A 25,549-nucleotide genomic window follows, 5' to 3' on the forward strand; every position below is an offset into this window, starting at 1 on the left:
TTTTGAATCATTTCAAAATGGCATATGTTGTCCTTTGTCATAAGAACCCGGAGCAGATCAACCTGCTGCTGGAATCGTTAACGGATGAGCATGTGGAATTCTTTCTCCATGTGGACCGCAAAAGCGGGATCGAGGCGCAGATTATCCACCGGGAAGACATTCATTTTGTGAAGCAGCCTGTGGATGTACAGTGGGGCCATTACGGTCAAATTGAGTGCATCCTCAAATCCTTTGAGCTGATAAGTGAGCAGGGGCACTTCGATTATATTCATATTATAAGCGGGCAGGATCTGCCGCTGGTTCCGAACCGGACGATCGTTGACTTTTTCAAGGACAATCAGGGTAAAGAGTTCGTCAAACATCTACAGCTGCCGAATGATGCGGAAATGTGGGGGTGTATGTACAGAGTGTCTGTGTATTATCCGAGATTCCTCGTCTCGCGGGCCAAAACGGTCTCGGAGATCCGCAACCGGTACATTAACCTGGTGATGTCGGTGCCGGTGCTGAAGCGCAGCCTGAAGAATCTGCCGGATGCCCTGTACAAGGGTTCGAACTGGATGTCGGTTACCGGAGAGTGTATGGAGTACATTTTAGAGTATATCCGTAGTAATCCCGGTTACGTCCGTTTGTTTAAAAACTCTTTTTGCGGAGACGAAATCTTTTTTCATTCGATTATCTTGAACAGCAGCTTTAAACATAGGGTTGTTAATGAAATCAAACGCTATACCGATTGGGACACCGGACCGGAATTCCCGAGAACACTCCGGGCTGAGGATTACGAACGAATCCGGCAAAAGGGAACGGAATGCTTTTGGGGCCGCAAGTTTGATCTGGATGTGGACCGGGAGATTGTTCAGGATATCCTGCAGCTGGCCTGATGCACTACTATACTAAGGAGGTACTTATCATGAAAATTGCAGTTATTGGAGCAAGCGGCAAGGCAGGAAACGAAATCACCAAGGAAGCGCTGGACAGGGGGCATGAAGTTACGGCATTCGTCCGGGATGCGTCCAAAGTAGCGGGCAGCAAGGCCGCAGTCGTGGAGAAAGATGTTTTTGCTTTGACAGGAGAGGATTTGAAGGGTTTTGATGCTGTGGTTAATGCCTTTGGCGCCCCATTTGGGGAAGAGCATCTGCATGTGGATGCCGGAAATGTGCTGATTGAAGCGCTGAAGGCTGCGCCGGATACACGCCTGATCGTTGTGGGCGGAGCGGGAAGCCTGTATGTGGATGAAGCCAAAACCGTGAGAGTGGTGGATACCCCGGGATTCCCTGATTTTGTGAAGCCAACGGCCTTGAACCAGGGCAAGAATCTAGAGATTCTCAAAGGCACTAAGGACTTGAAGTGGACCTTTGTCAGTCCATCTGCGAACTTTGCCGTAGGGTCCAGAACGGGTGCCTATGAGAAAGGCAAGGATCATTTGCTCTCCAATTCCAAAGGCGAAAGCTATGTCAGCTATGCGGATTATGCTATTGCCATTGTGGATGAGCTCGAACAGCCGCAGCATATCGGTGAGCGGTTTACGGTAGTTTCGGAGTCCTGAGTAAATGACCGCAAACCTTAAGCTGGATCGTTATTAAAATAACAAGCAGGAGTCAGACCGGTGTACACGGTCCCGCTCCTGCTTATTATGTTTACCGGGGCATCCCTCCCGTAGTACGGAATTAATGGTCTCCCTGGGCCAGTTCGGCAATCCGCCGGTTCACATCACCACGGAAGAGGCCGCCGTGATAGCAAATCACCTGATCGATTTCAAACTCAGCAAATTTGTGCAGAGACTGGAGCGCTGTAGCCATGTCGGGTGTAGCTGCCGCATCGGGACCGCTGAGCTGGCCGCCGCGCACGGTCAGTGCATCGGCTGCGATCAGCGTACGGCTGGCGTGATGATATAAGCTCAGATGACCAGGGCTGTGGCCCGGAGTATGAATGATGGTAATTCCCCCTCCGATGGGCAGATACTCCCCTCCGGTGAGTGTCTGATCTACTCTTCCTTTGGGCGGATGGGCCAGTACATGGAGAAAAGCACGCTTCCACTCCTCTGGTACTGACGGCGGAATCATGGCTTCGGCGGCAGCCACTGCGTCAGGAGTAAGCTTCAGCAGCATCTTGTCGCCTTCGATATAAGGCCGCTCGATTTCATGTGCGAATACGGTGATCTTGGATTGGCTCTGTTCCAGGAGAGCCTGGAGGCTGCCGATATGATCGATATCCTGGTGTGTGATCAGGATGGTCCGCACAAGGTCCCAAGGTACAGAAGCTTCGGCGGCCGCTTCCTTGAACTTCTGTGCAGCCCCCGGTACTCCGGTATCGATTAGTACAGCTCCTGCTTCGTCCCAGATCAAGGCAGGGCAGAACGTGTCTGTTCCGCCCATCACCGGCACGGTAATCTCCAGCATTTCAATTCCTTTGGCGATATGCATAATATCCCTCCATTACAATAGATAAGAATGTGCCGTCAGGCTAATGCATATCATACATAAACTTTGAAGTGGTTTCAAATCCAAAATATTATATTATAACACAAATAAATATTTTTGTCAACTATCTAAACGATGAACAATTTCGTTTTTTTGTAAAGCATGCTTTACATTTAGCGGTGAAAATGATATTGTTCTATGTAAAGCTAGCTTTACATGACCTGGAGGAACAGCGATGAAGAACAAGCTTGAGGCAATCCGAAAGCAGCAGGGCATTAAGCAGGAAGAGCTAGCGGAGGCCTTGGAGGTGTCGAGACAGACGATCTGCTCATTGGAGAATGGGAGATACAACCCGTCGATCATTCTGGCTTTTAAGCTGGCAAGATACTTCAAGCTCAGCATTGAGGATATTTTTGAATATGAAGAGGAGGGAAGCAACGGTCATCCCGAGAAAGGTGGGTTAACCCATTAGCAATGGTAAAGCCGATTACATGATTTTACATCAGGGGAGTTGAGGGTTTGGAGACGTTTCTTGCTGTACTGTTAATGCTGGGACTGATCGCGGTCTCCAATATTGTGAACCGGTTCATCCCGTTTGTGCCGATTCCCCTGATTCAGATTGGACTGGGTGTTATTGCGGCTGCATTCCCGACGGGAATCCATATGTCGTTTGAGCCAGAGCTATTTTTTGTGCTGTTTATTGCTCCGCTGCTGTTCAATGACGGGCGGCGGACGCCCCGCGACGAGCTCTGGAATCTCAGGGCACCTATCCTGCTGCTGTCGCTTGGGCTGGTCTTTGCGACGGTATTTGTCGCCGGATATGCCATCCACTGGATGATTCCGTCCATACCGCTCGCTGCTTCCTTTGCGCTGGCTGCCATTCTCTCACCTACCGATGCTGTTGCAGTCAGTGCGCTGGCCGGGAAGGTGCATCTGCCAAAGAGTATCCACCGCATCCTTGAAGGAGAGTCGCTGATGAATGACGCATCGGGGCTGGTCGCTTTCAAGTTTGCCATTGCTGCGGCGGTTACGGGGATGTTCTCGCTTCCCAAGGCGACGATAAGCTTTGTGTGTATCGCGGCTGGAGGATTGCTGCTTGGAGCGCTGCTGTCATTTGTGCTGATCCGGCTCAGTGTGTTTATCCGCCGCTTCGGTATGGAGGATGTTACCATTCACGTGCTTCTGCAGATCCTTACGCCCTTTATTATTTATCTGGTCAGTGAAGAGATTGGCGTGTCGGGCATCCTTGCTGTAGTGGCAGGGGGCGTAATGTATGCCATCGAGAAGGATAGGGCTGTATCGCCGCAATACAAGCTTCAGCTTGTCTCTGCAAGCACATGGTCGGTGCTGCTGCTGGTTCTGAATGGTCTGGTCTTCCTGATGCTGGGGGTATCGGTTCCGGACGTCGTTCAAGTGATTTACAACGATAGTTCCTTGAACAACTTCATGGTGGCCGGTTATGTGCTGGCGATCTCAGCGCTGCTGATTGTGCTGCGGTTTCTGTGGGTGTATGCATACTCTTTGTTTGAGAGCCGGAGGCTCAAGACACCGCGATCTCCGCTAAAGTCGCAGCTCATTACATCGATTTCGGGTGTACGGGGAGCGGTTACACTGGCAGGGGCCTTCTCGATTCCGCTGGTTTTGGGTGATGGTTCACCTTTCCCGCAGCGGGACCTGATTATCGCTCTTGCGGCAGGTGTCATTCTAGTGTCACTGTTGATTGCAAGCATATTTTTGCCGCTCCTTGCGGAAGAGGAAGACACGGTTGTGGTGGAGAGTGTTACGGTCAATTCGGAGCTGTCGGCAAGATCGGTAGTGATTGACGCTGGAATGAGTATGCTGCGAAGCTTGGTCTCGGAGAATCCGCTGCCCGGGAATCAGCCGGTATTGCTGGAATTCACAGACAAAATTGACAAGCTGTGCGCTCCGAAAATGGGTGACGATCCGGAAGCGGAACACTTCCGGCAGCTGGGGGTCCAGGCGAAGCGGAATGCGATTGCTGCTGAGCGTACGGAGCTGCGCCGGATGCTCGAGAACGGCTCCGTCGCGGCTCCCGTAGCATCGAAGATGGAAGAACTGCTGGATCACAAGGAAGCTTTGATGTGCAAACGGCTCGACACCCAGATCAAATTTTCGCTCACTGAAATTCAGCGCTTGTTCTCGGGGTTATTCTCCGGCAGACTGAACGGCGATGAAGGGCGGCTGGCAGCGCAGAATGCCGAGAGTGCCCGTATGGCCAAGATTTCAATGTGCCAGGCTGCCATCTCTGCCGTTAGCGCCGGAATGAGTGAAGAGAACCGTCTGGTTTCACAGAAGGTTATTGACAAATATGAGCAGATGGAGTCCCGGCTTATCGAGGGGGATGGCTGGATTAAGGATGGCGTTGTCGATGACCAGAAGCTTGAGCTGAAGCTGCAGGCGATTCAGGAACAGCGGAATACGGTGCAGCAAATGTATCAGAACGGGGCCATTAACCTGAAAATTGCCGGAAAGCTCCGCAAATTTGTCGATCAATTGGAAACAGCGATCTGGGAGGATTAATCATGGGGGGAATAGCAGCGAACGGTTTGTCTTTTATGGAAATTGGGGAAGAGCACCTGGCTGAAGTAGTAGATATTTATAATTATTACGTATTGAATACTACGGTTTCTTTTCACACCGTGCCGCTGGATTCGGCTTCTATGCGCGAGTCGGTGTTAAGCGGTGACCCGCGTTTCAAGTCCTACGCCATTCTGCAGGACGGTGAAATGCAGGGCTATGTTCTGATTGCCAGACATAAGAACAAGCAGGCCTACGATACCTCCGGTGAGATCAGCATCTACCTGAGACCCGGCAGCGGTGGACAAGGACTCGGCGGCAAAGCGCTGAGCTTCATTGAGGAACGGGCATCCGAGCTCGATTTTCATGTTCTGGTGGCAACGGTATGCTCAGACAATGAACCAAGCCGCCGGCTCTTCACCAGACACGGATATGAGCAAAGCGCGCTGTTCAAAGAGATCGGTAACAAATTTGGCAGATGGCTGGACATTGCAAGCTATCAAAAAATAATCTGATGGGGGTACCGGGGGAGTTAAGGCTCGCCTTATCGCCTTGCATAAAAAAACGCTGCTCCAACTAGTCATCTTCATGACGTTGTGAGCAGCTTCTTTATGTTTCGGGCAGCGAACTATAGTAATGGGTTTGCCAAGTGCGGCGGGCTTAAGTGCTTCGGACATGCTTTCGCCGGAACATCTGTCCAAGCACTTCGCTGAGCACAAGTCCGGTTGCGATGGCTCCAGAGAGGAGCAGAGCCTGAACAGCAAATTGGATGGCCAGATTGTTGTCGTTCTCGACGAACTTGCGCATGGCATCATAAGCCAGACCTCCCGGGACCAACGGGATAATGCCGCCGACGCTGAAGATAATGACCGGCATTTTGTAGATACGGGCAAAGACCTGGCTGATCACCCCGACTACTACCGTAGCCGCGAAGGTAGCGACCACAGTATCCCATCTTTCATCAAGCTGCAGATACAGCATCCAGCCCACCATCCCGGCAAAACCGCATTGTATCAATGCTCGGACCGGCGCATTAAACAGAATGCAGAAGGTGGCAGCAGCAATAAAGCTGGTTATCAGTTGCAAAATCATGAACAGTTAACCTCTTTCACATAGGGGATCAAAAAAGTGACAGCACAAGCCCGATGCCTGTTCCGATCGCAAACGCCGTCAGGAATGCATCGGCTCCCTTGGAGAGGCCGGAGACCAAGTGTCCAGCCATCAGATCACGGACTGCATTCGTAATGAGTAGTCCCGGTACCAGCGGCATGACCGAACCGATAATAATCTTGTCCATTTCCTGACCTATACCGAGCCTCACGGAGAGGAATGCGAGTAGTCCAATCAGGAAGGAAGCAGTGAATTCCGCGAAAAAACGGATCTGTACCAGCCGGTGAAGGTATGTTGCTGCGGCAAATCCCAGTCCGGACACCAGGATGGCCGGCAGCGCATCCCACAGACTGCCTTTGAACATCACGGTGAAGCAGGCTCCTGTCAAGGCAGCGGCTACAATCTGCAGCCACGCCGGATAAGCATGAGCTGCATCGTCCACTACACCCAGCCGCTCACGGGCTTCATTGGCGGTAAGCTGGCGTTCACTCAGGCGCCGCGAGATGTCGTTGACCTCGGATACCTTTTGCAGATCTGTGGTCCGCTCCGCGATACGAAACAGCTTCACCGGTTCCGTCCGGCTGGTGGTGAACATAATGACGGTTGGCGTCACATAGCTGTGTGCTCCCGGAAAACCGAGCGATGCCGCCATACGGCTCATGGTGTCCTCCACGCGGTAGGTTTCCGCACCGCTTTGCAGCATAATTTTGCCCGCAAGCAGGCACAGGTCGATAATATCATGCGCAGAAGTATTGCTGTTGTTGCTTGTGCTATCCAACTTCGTTCGATCCTCCCCTGGAGTGTTATATATTCGATTGTCGCTGCAATTTCTCAAAAGATCAACCTATATTCATAATGTTCACTTAAATAATAAAAATTTATTAAAATATTGAAATAGATATTCACTTTTTATTTCCATTTTTCGATATAAAAATGGAGAAATCTCACAGAATATGATAACACTTCCCACTTGATGGGCCGAAAGGAGAATACAATGTCAGGCTCTTTTCCGGAGGATTCACTGCTTGATTTGTTTATATTTGAGACCCTGCAATCGCTGCAGCAGCACGAAACCCTTCAACCTGAGGATATTAACCTTATCTTCCGGATTATGCATACAATCAAAGGCTCGGCTGCTGTGATGGGTTATACGAATATTTCTTCTTTGGCCCATATTATGGAAGATTTGTTTTTTTATCTGCGTGGCCACCCCGATGCTCCATATAATGCATCTGAGTTGTCGGACCTCATTCTGCAAGGTGTTAATTTTACCAAGCTGGAGACGATCAAGATCAAGAATGGAGATCACGCAGACGGAGACTGTGCGTTGCTGGCTGAAGAACTGAAAGCCTATTTACAGTTTCTGAAAACCGGGTCTGCCGGTACATCAGAGGTGAGGACACCGGAGGAAATAGCACTGAGAACGGACATTGTACACTCTGAAGCTGATCTGTCCAAAGGGGCATCCGCGCGTTTCAGAGCGGTTCTGCGTTGAAGAGAACTGTCAGCTGGAGAATATCCGCGCATTCACGGTAATTCATCAACTAGGTGAGACCATGGACTGCAGTTTTACCTACTTGCCTGAAGATATTATAGAGAACCCTGACAGCGCAGAGGTGATCCGCCGGGATGGTTTTGTAATTGTGCTGGAGACACAGGAATGCGGGGAAGCGGTTGCGGCATTTTTGCGAAATGCTCCTTATGTAAGTGAAATGGCTATGGAACAGCTCGAAACGGAGAATACAGCTGCAGAAGAAGCCCAAAGAGGGTGGCCCACCCGAAGGCGGGAGATCCGTTTGAAGCGAGGGATGAACTTCTGCGTGTGCGGCCGGATGTGATGATCTGCGATGTGCAGATAGAAGCAGGCTGCACTCGCTGCGATTCCCCGGCTGCTGTTGTCCATGCTGCAATAGCGCTTTTCCTCGCTGCAGCCGCCGATTTTGCCGGCCCAATGCCGCTGCGCCGTGTGGGATCTTCCGCATCGACCAGCGGCTGGTTGCTGTACAGCGGGCGCAGGGTCTTGCTTTTATTATAATGGGAACGTATGATCGTGTATATGTGTATTTAGTTCTGCTTTCCGTCTTCAAGGGTACATAGACCGGTTGCCACTCCGCCGGAGAGGATGGTCAGGATGGAATGAAAAAAAGTTTCCTTGGAGATCAGCAGGCCGCCTGCACCAATAATCAGCATATCCGTCAGAAAAATGATGACCCCCACATTAAGCGGAATGTAGCGCTTCATGAACTTGGCCAGCAGATCGGTACCGCCTGTGCTCGCATTGAAGCGCAGCATGAGCCCAAGACCGCTGCCCATCAGGAACCCGCCGATGATCGCGCTGGAGATCGAACCAAGCTCCACATAATACAGAAAGTAGTATTGAAGCGGTCCCAGAAGCTCGATCAGAAAGGAGGAAACCATAAGCCCCATCACACTGCTGTAAAAGATATCCCGCTCTTTGATCCAGGCAAGCAAAAAGACCGGGAGACTGCAAAAGACGATGGCAAGTCCGATTTTTGCTCCGGAAATATAATTAATAATGAGGGCGATGCCGATAATTCCCCCATCAAGTATTTTGTAGGGAACCAGAAAGAAGTTCGTGCCTGCGGCAATCAGCAAGCTGGACAGCAGGATGATGGCATACTTTGGTAAAAATCGCATATTCAACATCTCCAGATTTTAAGGCATGTCTTCAGGGAGAACATGTCTTAATGAATATGCGCATCCATGGAAAAAAATAGCTGAAAAGCAAAAAATCCTGCTTGCGCAGGATAAACAGTCTGAAATCTTAGGCGTGAACGGGTTCCCGCTTCTTGAGTTCGAGCGGGGGAGGGACCAGCCAGCCTTTCTCCTTGTTGAGCTTCAGCAGAGCCAAGCCGAGTGCAGCCATTTGTGCATGAATCTTCATGAACATCATACCGATATCTTCGCGGATGGACATGCCCATGATTTGGCTGCATACGACGAGACTCAGTGAGACACCGCTTGAAAGGGCTGCGGCAATTTCCTGATCGGAGAACCGGGCTCCTGCCGGAATATCCTCCATCTTGACAGAGGGGCGGTCCGGCAGAGATGGCGGAGGTGTAAACCCATTGTTCTTCAGCAGCTTATCACAGTCTTTGATTTCATGCTGGGCCTGATCCATGAGGTCATCAATGATTTTTTTGAGATCCTTGTCCCCGGCATGGTAATGATAAGCCTGATAAGTGGATATGGCCATTTTGGCTGCAGCCGAGAACGTCCAGAGATTGAAAATTTCGCCGTAGTGCAAAGGTTCGTCTTTAGGATTGCCGTTAAGAACTCCCATGATTACATACCCCTCTACAATAAGATTATGAACGTAATTTAGCATGTCCGGCGGAAGAGGTTTTATTCGGGTGACGAAGCCTTATGACAAGCATACTTGAAATTTACACGCAAGGCAGGAGTGATACGAATGAGCTTTATCTATAAAGTGCTGGTGAGTGATATGGAGCTGCTGGCTGCCGCGCTGTCGGAGATCAATGTAACCGTAGCCGTAAAAAGCGGAGCAGGGATTGTGGAGCCCGGGGGGCCCATTAGAGCCTATACACCCCACTCCGTCCGAATCCGGGGATTGTCCTATAACCGGGACCTGCATGAATTCCGGGTTAGCGGGGAGGCGCGCTAGTCCTGCTTCCTAATCTTTGGCGCATTCTTCGGCTCTTCTAGCTGAACCGGAATATTCCATGACGCGGAGTTTAGCGGGAATAACGTTTGCGGAAGCGCAGCGGTGAAATGCCAACTTTGTGGGCGAAACGCCGCGAGAAATAGGCCGTACTCTCAAACCCGGTGCGTTCGGCAATGCCGGCGATGGGAATCTCCGTCTTGAGCAGCAGCAGTTTGGCCTGCTCCAGCCGGTAATCTGTTAAATATTCCATGGGAGTCAGCCCGTAAACCCGCTTCATGCAGCGGGCCAGGTAGTTATAGTGGAAATGCAGCGCATCCGCCAGGCTGATATTGGTCAGCGGCTCTGAATAGTGATTACGCAGATAGGTTTCGGTCAGCTCGGCAATCTCTGCGGCAGGACTTCCTCCCGTATCCTGCTGCGCGAGATCCAGCATCCGCAGCATATCCTCGAAGATGCGCTGCTGCTGCCATACCGCGCTGGAACGTCTTCCACGGTTCAGCTGAAGCAGCAGCTCGGCCTGGCCGCTCCGCTCCAAGGGATCAGGCAGCGGACCGAACTGCGGCACACGGATGGTATAGGGGTGGGTGAGGAACTGCTGGAAGTGATGTTCCCGGCTGGCATATACCGGTTCACCTTCGGCCTCAATCCATTCACCTACGGTGTGAAAATGCAGCCATACAAAGGAAGTTGTCTCTTCACAGGGCTTGACCGAATAATGGTAGCGGTCGGGCAGCAGGAGAAGAGTATGCCCAGCCGGCACCGCCCACTGTTTATCTTCTTCCCCAATGAACAGACAGCCCTGTTCAACGAGCAGCAGATCGAATTTTCCCATGCGGCTGCGGCTGGGATGCTGATCCCCCGGCTGATACAAGGTACGGTCGCCTTCCAGGAAATATGGAAAGGGCGGTGCCGCCAGATGAATATAGGATGGATTATGTGCCATTTTCTGCTCCTTAATAATCGTTTATTTGTTGGACACACTGCAAATATATCAGTGTGAAATAGTACAAAAACAGGGTTGCTTCTGATCCTGTTTTTTATTTATTTTACCGTCTATAATTGCAATTAGCGAGAAGAAAATAAACATGGAGGAGTAGTGGAACATGAACAAAATATCGGAGATTCATCAAGCAGCGGGCCAACCGTCCGTAACCATTCAGGATGAATTCTGGGGTCGTTATATCCGTCTGGTGCAGGATGTGGTCATTCCATATCAATATGAAGCGCTTCATGACCGTGTACCGGATGCGGAGCCGAGCCATGCGATTGCCAACTTCGAAATTGCCGCGGGGAGAAAAAAAGGGCAGTTTCACGGCTGGGTGTTCCAGGACAGCGATGTCGCCAAGTGGCTGGAGGCGGTAGGCTACTCGCTCCGTCTGAAGCGTGACCCGGAACTGGAATCCCGGGCTGACGTGGTCATTGACCTGATCGCCGAAGCGCAGCAGCCGGATGGCTATCTGAACACTTATTTTACTGTTAAGGAACCCGGCAAACGCTGGACGAACCTGCAGGATTGTCATGAGCTGTACTGTGCAGGCCATTTTATTGAAGCTGCGGTTGCTTATTATGAAGCGACGGGCAAGGACAAGCTGCTGAATATCATGCGCCGGATGGTCGATCATATCGATTCCATATTTGGACCGGAGGAAGGCAAGCTGAAGGGCTATGACGGACATCAGGAAATCGAGCTTGCCCTGGTGAAGCTATACCGGTTGACAGGTGAGGAGAAATATCTGAAGCTAAGCAGCTTTTTTATTGATCAGAGAGGCCAGGAGCCGAATTTCCTGCGGCAGGAATGGGAAGCCCGTAACCGGGTTGCGCATTGGAGCGGAACACCGACAGACAGCATGGATCCAGCCTATAATCAGGCCCATCTCCCGGTGAGGGAGCAGAGTAAGGCGGTGGGGCACGCCGTCCGTGCGGTCTATATGTATACGGCGATGGCAGATCTGGCGGCGATCACCGGAGATGAAGCCTTGCGCGATGCCTGTGTGAGATTATGGGACAACATGACGGGCAAGCAGATGTATATTACCGGAGGTATTGGTTCCACACATCAGGGTGAGGCCTTCACCTTCGACTACGACCTGCCCAATGACACGATTTATGCAGAGACCTGCGCTTCAATCGGGCTGATCTTTTTTGCCCGGCGGATGCTCGAAGTGGACCCGGATGCGCGCTACGCGGATGTGATGGAGCGGGCGCTCTATAATAACGTTCTTGGCTCTATGGCGCAGGACGGCAAACACTATTTCTATGTGAATCCGCTTGAGGTATGGCCTAAGGCCTGTACCTGCAATCCGGATAAGCATCATGTGAAATCCGAGCGTCAGGGCTGGTTCGGCTGCGCCTGCTGCCCTCCGAATGTGGCCCGGCTGCTGACCTCGCTGAATCAGTATATCTATACGGTTCATGGCGACACGCTGTATACCAACCTGTACATTGGCAGTGAATTGAAGACAACACTGGGCGGGACAGAAGTAAGGGTCAGTCAGCAGAGCAGCTACCCGTGGGAAGGAATAGTCACGCTGGAGGTGAATCCGGCTCAGCCGGGAGAGTTCGGCCTCGCTCTGCGCATTCCTTCCTGGAGCAACGGCGCGGAGATCCGGGTGGGCGGCGAAAAGCTTGATATGGATGAGGGCCTAACGAAGGGGTACTGCGTGATCCGCAGAGTCTGGAACGCCGGGGATATCGTCGAGCTGAAGCTGCCTATGGAAGCGCACCGGGTCTACGCCCATCCTGAGCTGCGTGCAGATGCCGGGAAGACAGCCATCCAGCGGGGCCCGCTGGTCTATTGCCTGGAGGAGACCGACAACGGTGCGCCGCTGAGCTCAATTACATTAAATGAATCCGCTTCGTTCACGGAACGCTTTGAGGGTTCGCTGTTGGGCGGAGCGGTAGTGGTAAAAAGCAAAGGCAGCCGGATAGAGCAGGCAGGCTGGAGCGGAGGCTTATACAGCAAAGCGAAGGCACCTGTGGCAGCCGCAGAGATCACAGCCATTCCCTATTACCTGTGGGGCAACCGCGGCAGCGGCGAGATGAAGGTGTGGATCCCGGAAAGCAAGGCGTAGACTGCTAGGGCATGTTCTGAACTGTGTGCATCAGACAATTTCCAAATAACCTCAACCACCCGGCGTACCGCTGAGCAGCGGACGAACGGGTGGTTTTTGTACTTGTATTTGTTAGGTCCAGAAGCTTATGATAACGATACTTTATTATTTAATTAAAACTTTCCCTATACCCTTGGCAAGGCAGCATGTTACCATTACGGTTGTACGAAAATATACCAGTAGTGGGGGTATTTAGATATATGCGCATCAACTTACAAGCTTGGATACTGGAAGCCGATATGGTGAGCATGCAAAGTGCAATGTCTTCGGGTGAGTGTACATCCGAAGCCCTCGTACTTGCATATATAGAACGCATACATAGTTATAATTCTTTGATCAATGCCGTATTAGAGATCAATCCGGATGCGCTTGAAATAGCCAGGAATCTTGACCTTGAGCGAAATTCAACAGGTAGTAGAGGGCCGCTGCACGGAATTCCACTCCTGCTTAAGGATAACATCGATACGCATGACCGGATGCATACGAGCGCTGGTTCAATCGCATTAGCTGAGTCGTTTGCTCCTGAAGATTCGTTCATTGCCACAAAGCTCCGCGCTGCCGGCGCAGTTCTTCTAGGTAAGGCCAATATGACTGAGTGGTCGAATTTTATGTCTAACCGTATGCCGGCTGGATACAGTTCCAGAGGCGGGTATGTATTGAATCCGTATGGACCCGGCAAGCTCTTCGTCAGCGGGTCAAGTTCAGGATCGGCTGCAGCGGTAGCAGCAAACCTGGCGGCAGCAGCGATCGGAACAGAAACCGCGGGTTCGATTATTGGGCCGGCCAGCCAACATTTTCTCGTCGGAATAAAGCCTACGGTAGGGCTTGCGAGCCGCAGCGGTATTATCCCGATCTCCATAAGTCAGGATACACCAGGACCTATTTCCAGGACAGTCACTGATGCAGCGACTTTACTCGGGACAATCGCCGGGGTTGACGAAAACGATAAGGCAACATGGAATAGTCCGCATCGTACTTTTCATGATTACACAGCTTATCTCGACCGGGACTTTCTGCGTAAAGCCCGTATTGGGATTCCCAGACATTACTATCGGTCATTGGATGAAGAAAGACTTTCTATCATGGAAGCCACCATTGAAGTTCTGCGTGAGCAAGGTGCTACAGTTATCGATCCTGTGGACCTCCATTTGGAGGAGCATTCATGGAACAATGAGGTAATCTGCTACGAATTCAAAACAGGACTGAATCGCTATTTATCGAAATTGAACCCGGATATCCCCGTGCATTCTCTTCAAGAACTGATTGAATATAATCAGAAACACGCTGCGTCCGCATTGAAATTTGGCCAAGATAATCTCATTCGCTCGGAACAAAATGCGTTAATCGAGACAACCTATCAGCTTAAGCGTCAAGAATATAATCATCTGGCTGTAGCGCAAGGGATTGACAATGCACTCGATCAACACGGTTTAGACGCATTAATGTTACCCGGTGACATTGATGGTATGTATATAGCTGCCCGGTTAGGGTATCCACTTATTACCGTGCCCGCCGGTTATTCAGCAAAAGGAACAATAGATGCGGATGGAGATTCAACGCAGGGGCCATTTGGTGTTGTCTTTTCCGGGAGGGCTTTCAGTGAGCCCACGCTAATCAGCATCGCCTATAGTTTTGAGCAGGCAACACTTTTTCGTCGTCCACCAGAGTTGGGCGGATTGGTATGAAGGCAGCTTGGAAACGAAATGAAACAGATACTTCAGGTTATGTTGATGCGGACGTGATTCTTGATGATTTAGGAGAATTATCCCGATATGTACTAAACTCTAATGGTGTACCCAGTGTTGAAGAAAGGTGATGAGCGGGTTATTTATGATGGCATCTGAAAATGAAATAGAGCAGGCAATCTCGCAGTCGAAGCTATCAGCTTTGAAGGTGCTGCAACATTACAACTTGGACTGGGAGCACATACGTTTTATCCAATTCTCCGATACATGTACATTTCAAATTGATACAAGTAAGGAAGGATCCTTTTTACTCCGTATTCATTCGGGAATGAGTGAAGAAGAAATAATATCTGAGATCGATTGGCTTGAGTATTTGAATAAGAAGATTGATATTGCCATCCCCCAAGGAATATTAGACCGCAACGGTTTCAAAACTCTAAGAATCGATCTGGAGGATGGTTACTATAGTTACGCTTCGTTGATGCGTTGGGTAGAGGGAACGAACGCGAGTGGAGGACTTGCTGATGAGCAAATCTTTAAAGAGGGGATTCTCTTAGCACAACTCCATAAAACATCACAGGAATTTGAGTTGACACCTAATTTCGTGCGGCCCAATTGGGGAGAGCAGAGCTTTAGGCGAGCTATGAACCGTTTGAATAAATATTATGATCGGTTCCTGACAGATGTAGAGTTCCAATTGTATCAATTGGCCGCTGAGAGGATACTCTCTTGGATTACCCGGCATCAAAGAGATAGCAGAAATTATGGATTAATTCATGGGGACCTGCACCAAGGCAATATTGTTTTTCATAATGGTGAACCCCGTCCAATCGATTTTGGAAGATGTGGATTTGGTTATTATCTTTATGATATAGCTCATACAATTCTAGGGCTGCATCCATTGCAAAGGGAATTAGTAATTAACGGTTACGAGACCATTATGAGATTAGAAGCTGACTGGCTCCCAGCGTTGGAGAGTTTTACTGTGATGGTCATGATCGAAAATTATTGTCACCATGCCCCTGACCCGAGGGAAACAGAGGGGCTTAAGGAAGAACAGCCTTATGCCCAAGCCATAATAAGAAATTACCTAAAAGGTAAACCATTTCTCTTTAAAACTTTAGAATTGTAATATGATATCATCGAACAGTTCATTCGGTTAACGGGGACATTGGCTCAAATAAAACAGCGGCGGTCTAGGACTATATTCGTCCTGGCTTGCCGCTGTTTTCATTGTTGGGCTAGCGCCATGAAGTATGATTCGCACAAAAACGGGCCCCTCCTTTTACAAGGAAAAGACCCGCAGTGAAACTCTTAAATGGATAGGCTGTACCCGCGGAGCAGGAAGCGGATTAGCCCAGTTCTACAACCACGTGATGCACGGCACCATCCCCGACAGGAGCGATAATGTTGCCTTCAACAGCAGCGCCGTCGAGGGTGAGGCTGGCTACGCCTTTGGAGACATGGTTCGGGTTCTTGATCTGAATTACATAAGTATCTCCACGGAAGACGCGGGTGATTTCGAAGCCGCCCCACTCAGCAGGGATACAAGGATCTACTTTCAGACCGGCGAAATCAGCCTGGATACCGAGAATGGACTGTGTGATCGCTACATAGTTCCATGCAGCGGTACCTGTCAGCCAGGAGTTCTTAGCTTCCCCGTGGCGTACGGCATCTTTACCAGCGATCATCTGCGAGTACACGTAAGGTTCCATACGGTGAACTTCGCTGATATCTTCCAGGTAAGCCGGAGCGATTTTCTTATAGATATCGAACGCTCTGTCGCCATGGCCCAGCACGGTTTCAGCAATCATAATCCAAGGGTTGTTGTGGCAGAAGATACCGGCATTTTCCTTGTAGCCCGGAGGGTACGTAGAAATTTCACCCAGGTTCAGATAGTACTTGGAGTACGGAGGCTGCTGCAATACGATACCGTAATCCGTATCCAGACGTTCCTGAACGGAAGTCAGCGCTTTGGCAGCTTGACCGTTCTCAACACCGATACCCGCCATTACGCACATACCCTGCGGTTCGATGAAGATTTGGCCTTCTTCGTTCTCCTTGCTGCCGATCTTGTCGCCGTAGTGGTCATATGCACGCAGGAACCAGTCGCCGTCGAAGCCGTGTGACAGAGTGATGGCACTCATATTCTCGATCTTCGCAACCGCGTCTGCAGCTACATCGTCCAGTCCGCGCATGCGGCAGATTTCAGCATAGTCCGGTCCGACGAAGACGAACAGACCTGCGATGAACACGGATTCCGCTACGCCGCCTGCGATATTCTCAGTCGTCTGGAACGATTCGCCCGGCTCGGTGGAGAAGCAGTTCAGGTTCAGACAGTCATTCCAGTCCGCGCGTCCGATCAGCGGCAGGCCGTGAGGTCCGAGGTTGTTCGTTACATGCTCGAAGGACAGCTTCAAGTGTTCGAACAGGGTAGCTGTGTGATCCGGATTGCTGTCAAAAGGAACCTGCTCATCAAGGATCGAGTAGTCGCCGGTTTCCTTAATATAGGCAGCCGTTCCCGAGATCAGCCATAGCGGATCATCGTTGAAGCCGGAGCCGACTTCATTGTTGCCCTTTTTGGTGAGCGGCTGGTACTGGTGGTACGCGCTGCCGTCAGGGAACTGGGTAGCAGCGATATCAAGAATACGTTCTCTGGCGCGCTCTGGAATCTGGTGAACAAAGCCGAGCAAGTCCTGATTGGAGTCGCGGAAGCCCATACCACGGCCAATCCCGGATTCGAAATAGGAAGCGGAACGGGACATGTTGAAGGTAACCATACACTGGTACGGGTTCCAGATATTAACCATGCGGTTTAGCTTGTCGTCGCTGCTCTGAATCTGATATTTGGACAGCAGGTTATCCCAGTGTGCAGCCAGAACAGCCAGGGCGGCATCCACTTGAGCATCTGTAGCGAATTGCTCGATTACAGCCTGTGCAGGCTTCTTGTTGATGACATTCAGGGATTCCCATTTCTCATCTTCAGGGTTCTCGATGTAGCCGAGTACGAAGATGAAGCTTTGTTCTTCACCTGGTTCCAGCGTGATGTTCAGAGCATGGGAGCCGATGGGCGACCAGCCGCTGGCAACGGAGTTGGTGGCTTCACCGGCTGCGACTGCCTGCGGAGCGTCCAGACCATTGTACATACCCACGAAGGATTCGCGGTCTGTATCGAAGCCGGCAATTTCTTTATTTACAGAGTAGAAAGCGTAGTGGTTTCTGCGCTCACGGTATTCGGTTTTGTGATAGATAACGGAATCTTTCACTTCAACTTCGCCGGTGCTGAGGTTACGCTGGAAGTTGGTCATATCATCATTGGCATTCCAGAGACAGAATTCGGCAAAAGAGAACAGCTTCACGGATTTCTTCGCAGAGCCAGTGTTCTTAACGACCAGACGATGGACTTCAGCATTATGGCCCATTGGTACAAAAGCGAGCTGGTTCACAGAAATACCATTGCGTTCGCCTGTAATGGAAGTGTAGCCCAGCCCGTGGCGGCATTCGTAGAAATCAAGGTCGCGTTTTACCGGCATCCAGCCCGGGGTCCAGAAATCACCGTCGTCATACAGGTAGTAGTAGCGTCCGCCTGTGTCCAGCGGAATATTGTTATACCGGTAACGGGTAAGTCTTCTCATCCGCGCATCGCGGTAGAAGGTGTAACCACCGGCAGTATTAGAGATGAGGCCGAAAAATTGCTCGTTGCCGAGGTAATTGATCCATGGGTAAGGCGTTTTGGGAGTGTTGATTACATACTCTTTGCGAGTGTCGTCAAAGGTTCCGAATTTCATTAGAGAAAACTCTCCTTTCAATTGTGAACGCGCGTTTACAAGGTTGAGAAAAAATTCCCTCGGGGGAAAGGGAGTTTCTCGAAATATAAGCCGTTTCTGCTTGGGTAATCAATGATTGCCTTACTTCTTTGGCGGCTGGCAGGAATCTCTTTCGACCAGCCGCGCCGGGAAGCTGATGGTGCTGAAGGTCGGCTGACGGGAATCGCACAGCTCGATTACTTTCTCAACCGCAGCCTTGGACATTTCGTAAATCGGCAGACGGACGGAGGTCAGCTTGGGATGAATGCGTGAGGCCATCTGCACATCATCGAAGCCGGCGATGGAGATGTCCTCAGGTACGGAAATCCCATGTTCAGAGAACGCTTCCATCGCAGAGATAGCCATATCGTCGTTGGAGGAGAAGAAGGCGGTCGGCAGAGCTTCACCGGAAGCAAGCAGCTTCTTGACCTCTTCATAGGCGGTTTCTTTGAGAAAATCACCCTTCAGGACGAATCTCTCATTCAGCGCCAGTCCGTGCTTCTTCAGCGTATCCTCGTAGGCCATGTAGCGTTCCCGCCCGGAATAGGTGTTCATGCGGCCGCAGATCATGCCGATTTCTTCATGGCCCAGGCTGATCAGGTACTCAATGGCTTCAACCGTACCCTCGTAGTCCTTGGAATTCACGATAGCCAGATGGTTGCGGTCGAGATGCTCTGACATAATCTCTGAAATGTCGTAATCGATCAGCACAAGCGGAAATTCAAGACTGACCATCTCACGCACGATATCAATATCCTTCTGGGTGCCGACGATAATGCCGCCATCAATCCGTTTCTGCAGGAAAGCCTGCTTCACCTTCAGGAAATCGTCCGGAGAATATACGGTGTGTATCAGCACATAACAGCCGCGGGCATTCGAAGTGTCGACAACGGCATCAACGAAAGGCGCAAAGTAATTGTTCTGATAGATCCGGGTCGTGTTCTCTTTCTCGTTCATGCTGATAGCGAAAAGTCCGATCGTGTCGGTCTTCTTGCCGGCCAGAGCCCGGGCGAAGCTGTTCGGCTCATACTGATGCTGCTCAATGACCTTCAGCACCTTGGCCCGGGTCTCCTCAGGGACGTTGGAATAGTTGTTGATCACGCGGGAAACCGTGCTTCGGGATACCCCGGCGAGCTTTGCTATATCTTCGCTGCGCATAGTGCCCCCCTTTTTTACGTAAACGCGCGTTTATGAACCCATTGTAAGATAAAATCCTGCAGAAATCAATCACCTGAATCAAGAAATTAATGAGAGGCAGAGAGGACCCTGGTCGCGGACGGGAATGAAACGCCGATTGCCCATTTACATATTGTTCCATTTGGGCTATAGTGGGATTACACCGGATGGAAGCTTGGACCCTGCCTGAAGAGGCGGGGGTATTTATGCGGAGTATGGCCTTTTCTTAGTGGCTGATGGGATGAATAGGAGGAGTGGTTCAATGCCAAACGCTATTTCATGGGTATTCACAGCATTTCTTGCAGTCTGGACGGCGGCGGCAGCCTATGCTGCAATCCGGCCTTACTCCTTTTGGCGGATTACCCAGGGCTGGAAAGCAGTGAAGGAGCCGCCTAGAGCCTACTTTGTAGTTTCTGCTATGGGTGCAGCCATTTTTGCAGCTGTTGGACTCGGGCTGTTGTTGTTACCGTATATTCTAAAATAAAAAAAGAGGTAGTTCCTGTGAGAAGAATGATGACTGTAGCTTGTGTAATTGCTGGGATCAGCGGATGGTTTGCTGTGAATTCCCAGGCAAATGCTTATCATGACAAAATTACTGCGATTAAAATGAGAAATCCTTTCAGCGCATGGCAAGGCGTAGGTGCAGATGAAAAAAGGATTTATATCACTTCGGACCGGGATAGAGACTTTGCTCTTTCCAATACAATTTCAGTGTATGGAGTGGCTGGGAAATACATAACGGAAAAGAAAAATGCTTATACAGGCAAAGACGGCAAGAAACGCTTCATGTCCTTTGGAGATTGTTTGGTTTCAAATAAATTTCTGTACGCTACTGTTTATAACTTCAACGCCTCTCCGCCGGAAGAGGAGCGGATTAGTCGAATTGTGAAGTATAGACTTTCAGATCTGAAGCAAATTGAGCAATATAATATCGGTCAGGGTACAGCAGAATCCATAGCCAAGTATAAAGGATCATTTTGGGTGGTCTATCATGATAGAAATGAAATAAAAAGATTTGACAGGGATTTTCACCAACAGGCGGTATACCCTTTGTCAGGGCAATTTGGTGGTGAGGGCGGTTACCAGGGAATCTTTTTTATAAAAGATAATCTCTATGCCAATCTCCATGGATCGAATGAATATGGCAAGGAATATGCTCAGGGCTTGGATCATTACAGGTTCGACGGTCATGAATTCAAATTTGTGAACAGAATTAAACCGCCAACCTATGGTGCGGGTCAAGGTGTGGAGAGAGTGGGGGATTCAATCTTCTGGGCAGATCGGCCGGGTAATCAGATTATCCTTACACAAGGAATCGATTTACTTCGGACAGAGAATGACAGCTGAGCAGCAGGTTAGAATTTCTCGGGGTTTTCAATTTTTATGGAAGCGACTTCGCCACATTGTTTGCAAAAGGTGAAAATCACCGGAGAGCCAAATGAAAAAGGTTTGCCGATCGGTCTAACGTTGGCATTACTGCTTTTCATTACTCCTTTCGTGAAATGGCTGCCTCCACATGTCGGGCAAATCCTGTTTTCCTGCTGCAAAATTATCATCTCCGTTTAATAAATATCTTCATCATTACGTTAAAAGGAAGCCGGGGGTTCATACACTCTCTTAATAATTATGCGTTATAGTAGAAGTAACACCTGTTGTATGTACTTGGCCTTGCCGGTTAGCGGCAGGGTCTTTTTTTTTAATATTACGCCAAATTCGGCAATGCGGATCGTATGCGTGATGTGTACACGAGGTGGATTTTATGACCTGGATGAATTATGGTGTGCTCTCTCCATCAGGAGACGGTTCGTAGAGCTTAAGGGGCAAACGAGACATGCTGAATAATATAGCGGATGACAAAAAAGGCGATAATCAAAGAAGAAGCCAGACCGAGTAAAAGGGAGACGATGGCCTGATCGGAACGTTTGGATTTGCTCATGAATTTCACCTCAGGGTTAAAGCTGTACGAAACGTTTTATGGTCCAGTAGGGGAGCTTAAGCCGTCCCTCATTCGTTATAATCTCCAAAACGTCGGCAGCCGGATTGATTTCACATTTTCCAGTATACGTTTCTCCGCTAACCAGATGGACACGTTGACATATGCTGGCAACAAGTGCAAGCTGGATGTCCTTTTTCTTCATATCTTTCACTTCCCTTACCGCTATCTCTAAAATACTATGTATTTATTATTAAACCTCCTTGGCAATCCTTAACAGTCATTAAAGTTACATCTTTGTTATTATTTAATTTCTACCAACCGCTGAAGCACATCTTTTACCGGTATGCCCAAGCGCAGGGGTGAAATCCGCATATCCTAAGCCGTACTCTATTTTAAGGAGGAATTACATTATGGGTGAAAATGTTGGCGGATACGGCGGCGGATATGGTGCCTTTACTTCTACCGGTGCAATCCTGGTTCTGTTTATTTTGCTGGTAATCATCTCGAAGACTATTCTGCTGTAAGCGTCGATGCTGCATCGACAGACCAAATCCGTCAGCCATAGGCTGGCGGATTTCTTCTTTTCAAGAAATTACCTAATCTGAATAGGCGCATCCATTGAAACTTTCGGGACCTACACGGTTAACGTTTATCGAGCTGTTCACAAATAAGGAATAGATGATCTCATCTGCTGGAGCGGGATTGTAATCAGAGCATATTAAGTAAAGCGGAAATAAATTAGTCGGTGTTGTTGCCCCGGGATTTAATTGAAGTCTATTTGAAGCGACTAGGGGATCAGTAGCTATACTCCCTCTAACTGCAAACAGGGTTAACGTGATAAATCCTCCTGAAAACACAAAAAAAGATGCAACACCGTTAAGTTGTACTCTGATTGGACCTTCCGCTCCTGCGGTGGTTAGTCCAATCTGTCCGATTAGCACATTCTGGTTGGCTGTCAGTCCCACACCATTCATGCTGCCGGCAATACTTACATTTTGCGAAGTCCTTGCATCAAGTAACCGTGTCATAGAACATACCTCCCGTAATATTTGAGATATGCTATGCGGCTCGCGAAAGAGGTTCGTCCGCAGTATGGTAATTATCTTTATGGACTGTAATCGTACCATATATTGGGTTCTGATACAGCTACGAAAAGGAGAGACCCGGAAAATATTGCATCCCAGGGGATGATTCATTATACTTCCAATATAGGAAATTAAAATTTGAAATAACGGAGAGGAGTTTGACCAAGTGAAAAAGAAGATAACAGCCGCACTAACTGTTTTTGCTGTACTTGAGGGATGGGGACAGGTGTATATGCCGGTGCCAACCTGCAAGAGATCAAGGCTTTCCTTAATCCCGGAATCAAATTCAAGGTCGATGGCCAGCCCGTCCAGCTTAAGAATAGCAGCGGTGCAGTCGTAGCTCCGATTACTTATAACAATACAACGTACTTACCTGTTAGAGCCGTATCGGATCTGTTAGGCGTTACCGTTAATTTTAATGCCGCAGCCAACACCATCTTGTTAGGAGAACAAACAGAGGGAGTATCCATTGCTGCCGGATTTGATTCGTCCTATCACACCAAAGATCCGGACAAAACGGTGTATAAAGACAAGGATTATAAAGATGTTCATTTCGATAACGGCAATGGAACCCGTGGCTCTTCCTTCATGCTCTACCCCAATAAAAAATATCAGAAGCTGTATCTCCAGGTTGCGGCGATCGGCGACGATATTAAAGACTTTTCCATTATAGACAGTGATACCGACACGGTGCTTAAGAAACAGAACATTACCGCTGAGGAGGGACTCATAACGATAGAAGTGAATATTTCAGGAGTAAGTAAACTTTTTGTAACTGGGGATGTTCAAGAGGGCTCCTCCGTCTTTATCCCCCTGACTACTTCATACTACAAATAAATTAGGCAGTCATGATAATAAATTAAATATTAAGTAACCCCGGTACCCTGCCAGAATTGGCGGGGTATTTGGTATGGGGAAACTTATGCAGTTGTTGTAATGAACGGCGCGCGCTCCCTGCTTTGTGAAGGGCGTAAGAGTTCTGCCGGCCTAATATGCCATCCTAAGTTAGGTGATTGCTGGGAATTAGGAACGTTTGTTCTATTTTACCATTGCTTAAAAATCTCGATCGTGGTTATAATACAAACAAATGTTCCTGTTCTGGAGGCGGATCTTATGCAGATTCGAAACGGTCAAATGATTGAAATTGTATATATGGATAAGTCGGGGAACATATCTCAGCGGAAAATCGAGGTTTTGGGAATCAGGGACGGGCGGATCCGGGCCCATTGTCTTGCCGCCGGGGCACCTCGAGTGTTCATTGTTGCTAATATTCTCGCTTGGCAGCGGGTAGAGGAGAAGCGCTATGCCTAAGAATCGCGTTATTTTACTGTCCGACTGCCAATCCTTTTATGCAAGCGTCGAAAAGGCAGCTCATCCCGAACATCGGGATAAACCTGTCGCAATCGGAGACCCTACCCGTATGAACGGCATTGTGCTGGCAGCCTGCCCCATTGCCAAAGCTCAGGGAGTAACAACGGCATCGCGAGTGGGGGAGGCTATGACAAAATGCCCTGGGCTAATCGTCATACGTCCCCGCATGGGAACTTACATTAAGGTCTCGCTTTTGATATCAGAAATCTATCGGACCTATACGGATCTGGTGGAACCCTACAGCATCGATGAGCAGTTTCTGGATATCACAGGCTCACTCGCTTATTTTGGGGGATCACTGAAATATATGATTCAAAAAATCCAGCACCACGTTCTGCTGTCGACAGGGGTCTGGACCCGGGTAGGCATTGGATCTACTAAAGTTATGGCAAAGATGGCTACAGATAATTATGCCAAAAAGACGAAAGAGGGAATATACGAACTTACCTTCGACCAATTAGAGTCCACCCTGTGGAGACTGCCGGTCCAGGATATGTTTATGGTGGCGTCTAGAATGACCAGGAATTTCTGGCGTATGGGTATATCCACAATCGGAGATATTGCCCGGATGGAGCTGCCGGAGTTTAAACAACGAATGCGTATAACTATGGGCAAGCAAAGTGATATCCAGGCGGAATATTACTGGCAAACTGCGCGTGGGCTAGATCCTAGCCCTGTGGTCACGGGGATCCGTCATCAGATCAAATCCGTGGGGCATGGCAAGGCGCTGCGCTGGAATTTATACACCCGGCTTATAGATATCGAGGTTGTGCTGCTTGAGCTCGTCATCGAGGTGTGCCAGCGGGCACGGCGGTATCGTTACATGGGGGCTGTGGTATCTGTTTCCGTTTTGGAGACGGACGGAGAGCGTTCACACTCCTACGAGCGCCAGATGACCTTGCCCGAGCCTTCATCGTTGACGCATGAAGTAGCCGCAGCGGCGCTGAAATTGTTCGTGGACCATTGGTCCGGACTGCCTGTAGGGCGCTTAGCCATCACGTTGTCCCACCTTTCGGATGACCTTGTGATCCAGCTGACGCTGTTCGATGACCGGGTCCGCTCTTACAATAAGGAACGGGCCATCGACGGAATTAAAGCCCGGTACGGAAACCAGGCCCTTATTAGAGCATCATCCTTACTTGAATCCGGAGTTGCCCTGGAGAGAGCTGAACAGATTGGAGGGCATTATAAATGAGTAAACTTGAAGGCAACGAACGCTGGAAAACCAAGATGATCATGACGGAGCATGTGGAACAGTACGAGGAGCAGCAGCGCGACCCTGTAGATAAATTGATAACGATTGATGAGCGGACGATGGTACGTGACCTCATTTTGCTCCCTTACATAGATACAATGGTTGGCAAAAGCCTGAAGGAGATCGAGAACTCCGGCAATATCCTCAAACGCGCCTATTTAATGGCCGGTCAAACCATCCAGCGCCGCATCATGCAGGACACCTATCAGTTGCAAAAAGAGCTGAAGCAGCGGAATATCCGGGTACTGGCAGATGAACAGGAGGAATTCCTGGTGTATTACAAAATCTTTTGCCGGGGATATCAGGAACGCTTTGGCCTGACCCGTGATGTGATGCGCACAGAGATAAGCTTAAGGCTGACCAAGTATACAGCCGAGCTTGGGGCGGTATTAAAAGATTATTTAAAATAAACTC

The 25,549-nt window shown here is 49.5% G+C and carries 30 protein-coding genes; 19 read left to right on the plus strand and 11 right to left on the minus strand.

What is annotated here, in order from left to right:
• Positions 1–2 precede the first annotated feature (2 nt).
• Together A3844_RS19140 and A3844_RS19145 are read left to right on the plus strand one after the other, a co-directional pair.
• Entirely contained in the window at positions 3–878 is an 876-nt protein-coding gene (locus A3844_RS19140; RefSeq protein ID WP_167374708.1) for a beta-1,6-N-acetylglucosaminyltransferase, read from the plus strand.
• 29 nt (positions 879–907) lie between these two features.
• Positions 908–1,543, plus strand: coding sequence for an NAD(P)-dependent oxidoreductase (locus A3844_RS19145; protein ID WP_074108224.1), 636 nt, complete (start codon positions 908–910; stop codon positions 1,541–1,543).
• A 121-nt stretch (positions 1,544–1,664) separates the two neighbouring features.
• Here the strand turns inward: A3844_RS19145 and A3844_RS19150 are convergent, their stop codons facing one another.
• Positions 1,665–2,420, minus strand: coding sequence for an MBL fold metallo-hydrolase (locus tag A3844_RS19150; RefSeq protein WP_074108225.1), 756 nt, complete (start codon positions 2,418–2,420; stop codon positions 1,665–1,667).
• A 232-nt stretch (positions 2,421–2,652) separates the two neighbouring features.
• On the opposite strand from A3844_RS19150, the gene A3844_RS19155 reads away from it, so the two are divergent.
• From A3844_RS19155 to A3844_RS19165, 3 genes are read left to right on the plus strand one after another with little or no spacing between them, the layout of a single operon-like run.
• Positions 2,653–2,889 carry a helix-turn-helix transcriptional regulator gene (locus A3844_RS19155; protein ID WP_074108226.1) on the plus strand — a complete coding sequence of 79 codons (237 nt, stop codon included), beginning with the start codon at positions 2,653–2,655 and terminating at the stop codon, positions 2,887–2,889.
• Between the two features lie 47 nt (positions 2,890–2,936).
• A complete protein-coding gene (locus A3844_RS19160) occupies positions 2,937–4,958 on the plus strand; it encodes a Na+/H+ antiporter (protein WP_074108227.1) in 2,022 nt (673 codons plus the stop codon).
• A gap of 2 nt (positions 4,959–4,960) precedes the next feature.
• On the plus strand, positions 4,961–5,470 hold the full coding sequence (locus A3844_RS19165) for a GNAT family N-acetyltransferase (protein WP_074102894.1): 510 nt from the start codon (positions 4,961–4,963) through the stop codon (positions 5,468–5,470).
• A 145-nt stretch (positions 5,471–5,615) separates the two neighbouring features.
• On the opposite strand, the gene A3844_RS19170 is transcribed toward A3844_RS19165, so the two are convergent.
• Positions 5,616–6,047: a threonine/serine exporter family protein gene (locus A3844_RS19170; RefSeq protein WP_074088512.1), complete on the minus strand. Its 432-nt coding sequence runs from the start codon at positions 6,045–6,047 to the stop codon at positions 5,616–5,618.
• Positions 6,048–6,075: 28 nt separating this feature from the next.
• Positions 6,076–6,843: a threonine/serine exporter family protein gene (locus A3844_RS19175; protein WP_074088513.1), complete on the minus strand. Its 768-nt coding sequence runs from the start codon at positions 6,841–6,843 to the stop codon at positions 6,076–6,078.
• Positions 6,844–7,059: 216 nt separating this feature from the next.
• Between A3844_RS19175 and A3844_RS19180 the strand changes: the two genes are divergently transcribed.
• From A3844_RS19180 to A3844_RS19190, 3 genes are read left to right on the plus strand one after another with little or no spacing between them, the layout of a single operon-like run.
• Entirely contained in the window at positions 7,060–7,560 is a 501-nt protein-coding gene (locus A3844_RS19180; protein ID WP_074108228.1) for an Hpt domain-containing protein, read from the plus strand.
• Positions 7,496–7,903, plus strand: a complete 408-nt coding sequence (locus tag A3844_RS19185) for a hypothetical protein (protein WP_074108229.1) — start codon at positions 7,496–7,498, stop codon at positions 7,901–7,903. The genes A3844_RS19180 and A3844_RS19185 overlap by 65 nt, the downstream gene beginning before the upstream one ends.
• Positions 7,888–8,100: a hypothetical protein gene (locus tag A3844_RS19190; protein WP_074108230.1), complete on the plus strand. Its 213-nt coding sequence runs from the start codon at positions 7,888–7,890 to the stop codon at positions 8,098–8,100. Before A3844_RS19185 ends, A3844_RS19190 begins: the two co-directional genes overlap by 16 nt.
• 29 nt (positions 8,101–8,129) lie before the next feature.
• Here A3844_RS19190 and A3844_RS19195 read toward each other — a convergent pair whose 3' ends face one another.
• Positions 8,130–8,723: a YitT family protein gene (locus A3844_RS19195; protein WP_178382101.1), complete on the minus strand. Its 594-nt coding sequence runs from the start codon at positions 8,721–8,723 to the stop codon at positions 8,130–8,132.
• Positions 8,724–8,850: 127 nt separating this feature from the next.
• On the minus strand, positions 8,851–9,369 hold the full coding sequence (locus A3844_RS19200; protein WP_074088516.1) for a DUF3231 family protein: 519 nt from the start codon (positions 9,367–9,369) through the stop codon (positions 8,851–8,853).
• Positions 9,370–9,498: 129 nt separating this feature from the next.
• Here A3844_RS19200 and A3844_RS19205 point away from each other — a divergent pair, with 129 nt between their 5' ends.
• Positions 9,499–9,711 (plus strand): hypothetical protein, encoded by a 213-nt coding sequence (locus A3844_RS19205; protein ID WP_074102888.1) that lies wholly within the window; start codon positions 9,499–9,501, stop codon positions 9,709–9,711.
• Positions 9,712–9,781: 70 nt separating this feature from the next.
• Here A3844_RS19205 and A3844_RS19210 read toward each other — a convergent pair whose 3' ends face one another.
• Entirely contained in the window at positions 9,782–10,654 is an 873-nt protein-coding gene (locus A3844_RS19210; protein WP_074102887.1) for a helix-turn-helix transcriptional regulator, read from the minus strand.
• Positions 10,655–10,814: 160 nt separating this feature from the next.
• Between A3844_RS19210 and A3844_RS19215 the strand changes: the two genes are divergently transcribed.
• From A3844_RS19215 to A3844_RS19225, 3 genes are all read left to right on the plus strand, one after another.
• Entirely contained in the window at positions 10,815–12,782 is a 1,968-nt protein-coding gene (locus A3844_RS19215) for a glycoside hydrolase family 127 protein (protein WP_074108231.1), read from the plus strand.
• Positions 12,783–13,021: 239 nt separating this feature from the next.
• Positions 13,022–14,506 (plus strand): amidase family protein, encoded by a 1,485-nt coding sequence (locus tag A3844_RS19220; RefSeq protein WP_074108232.1) that lies wholly within the window; start codon positions 13,022–13,024, stop codon positions 14,504–14,506.
• Positions 14,507–14,651: 145 nt separating this feature from the next.
• A complete protein-coding gene (locus A3844_RS19225) occupies positions 14,652–15,638 on the plus strand; it encodes a phosphotransferase enzyme family protein (RefSeq protein WP_244169806.1) in 987 nt (328 codons plus the stop codon).
• A gap of 220 nt (positions 15,639–15,858) precedes the next feature.
• On the opposite strand, the gene A3844_RS19230 is transcribed toward A3844_RS19225, so the two are convergent.
• Entirely contained in the window at positions 15,859–18,294 is a 2,436-nt protein-coding gene (locus tag A3844_RS19230; RefSeq protein WP_074088522.1) for a glycoside hydrolase family 94 protein, read from the minus strand.
• Between the two features lie 120 nt (positions 18,295–18,414).
• Entirely contained in the window at positions 18,415–19,470 is a 1,056-nt protein-coding gene (locus tag A3844_RS19235) for a LacI family DNA-binding transcriptional regulator (RefSeq protein ID WP_074108233.1), read from the minus strand.
• Positions 19,471–19,750: 280 nt separating this feature from the next.
• Here A3844_RS19235 and A3844_RS19240 point away from each other — a divergent pair, with 280 nt between their 5' ends.
• Both A3844_RS19240 and A3844_RS19245 read left to right on the plus strand, forming a co-directional pair.
• Entirely contained in the window at positions 19,751–19,972 is a 222-nt protein-coding gene (locus A3844_RS19240) for a DUF6199 family natural product biosynthesis protein (RefSeq protein ID WP_074088524.1), read from the plus strand.
• Between the two features lie 17 nt (positions 19,973–19,989).
• Positions 19,990–20,835 carry a hypothetical protein gene (locus A3844_RS19245; RefSeq protein ID WP_074102882.1) on the plus strand — a complete coding sequence of 282 codons (846 nt, stop codon included), beginning with the start codon at positions 19,990–19,992 and terminating at the stop codon, positions 20,833–20,835.
• A gap of 466 nt (positions 20,836–21,301) precedes the next feature.
• On the opposite strand, the gene A3844_RS33765 is transcribed toward A3844_RS19245, so the two are convergent.
• Positions 21,302–21,424: a hypothetical protein gene (locus A3844_RS33765; protein ID WP_256701823.1), complete on the minus strand. Its 123-nt coding sequence runs from the start codon at positions 21,422–21,424 to the stop codon at positions 21,302–21,304.
• A 16-nt stretch (positions 21,425–21,440) separates the two neighbouring features.
• Positions 21,441–21,626, minus strand: coding sequence for a hypothetical protein (locus A3844_RS19255; protein WP_074088527.1), 186 nt, complete (start codon positions 21,624–21,626; stop codon positions 21,441–21,443).
• A 208-nt stretch (positions 21,627–21,834) separates the two neighbouring features.
• On the opposite strand from A3844_RS19255, the gene A3844_RS33150 reads away from it, so the two are divergent.
• Positions 21,835–21,948, plus strand: a complete 114-nt coding sequence (locus tag A3844_RS33150) for a YjcZ family sporulation protein (protein WP_208619445.1) — start codon at positions 21,835–21,837, stop codon at positions 21,946–21,948.
• Between the two features lie 72 nt (positions 21,949–22,020).
• On the opposite strand, the gene A3844_RS19260 is transcribed toward A3844_RS33150, so the two are convergent.
• Positions 22,021–22,452, minus strand: a complete 432-nt coding sequence (locus tag A3844_RS19260; protein ID WP_074088528.1) for a hypothetical protein — start codon at positions 22,450–22,452, stop codon at positions 22,021–22,023.
• A gap of 273 nt (positions 22,453–22,725) precedes the next feature.
• Between A3844_RS19260 and A3844_RS19265 the strand changes: the two genes are divergently transcribed.
• From A3844_RS19265 to A3844_RS19280, 4 genes are all read left to right on the plus strand, one after another.
• Entirely contained in the window at positions 22,726–23,346 is a 621-nt protein-coding gene (locus tag A3844_RS19265) for a stalk domain-containing protein (RefSeq protein ID WP_074108235.1), read from the plus strand.
• Between the two features lie 276 nt (positions 23,347–23,622).
• Positions 23,623–23,820 carry a hypothetical protein gene (locus tag A3844_RS19270; RefSeq protein ID WP_074088530.1) on the plus strand — a complete coding sequence of 66 codons (198 nt, stop codon included), beginning with the start codon at positions 23,623–23,625 and terminating at the stop codon, positions 23,818–23,820.
• Entirely contained in the window at positions 23,813–25,075 is a 1,263-nt protein-coding gene (locus A3844_RS19275) for a DNA polymerase IV (protein ID WP_074108236.1), read from the plus strand. The genes A3844_RS19270 and A3844_RS19275 overlap by 8 nt, the downstream gene beginning before the upstream one ends.
• Positions 25,072–25,545 carry a YhjD family protein gene (locus tag A3844_RS19280; RefSeq protein WP_074108237.1) on the plus strand — a complete coding sequence of 158 codons (474 nt, stop codon included), beginning with the start codon at positions 25,072–25,074 and terminating at the stop codon, positions 25,543–25,545. Before A3844_RS19275 ends, A3844_RS19280 begins: the two co-directional genes overlap by 4 nt.
• Positions 25,546–25,549 lie beyond the last annotated feature (4 nt).

The sequence above is a fragment of the Paenibacillus helianthi genome (assembly GCF_001909055.1).
Classification (GTDB): Bacteria; Bacillota; Bacilli; order Paenibacillales; family Paenibacillaceae; genus Paenibacillus_AQ; species Paenibacillus_AQ helianthi.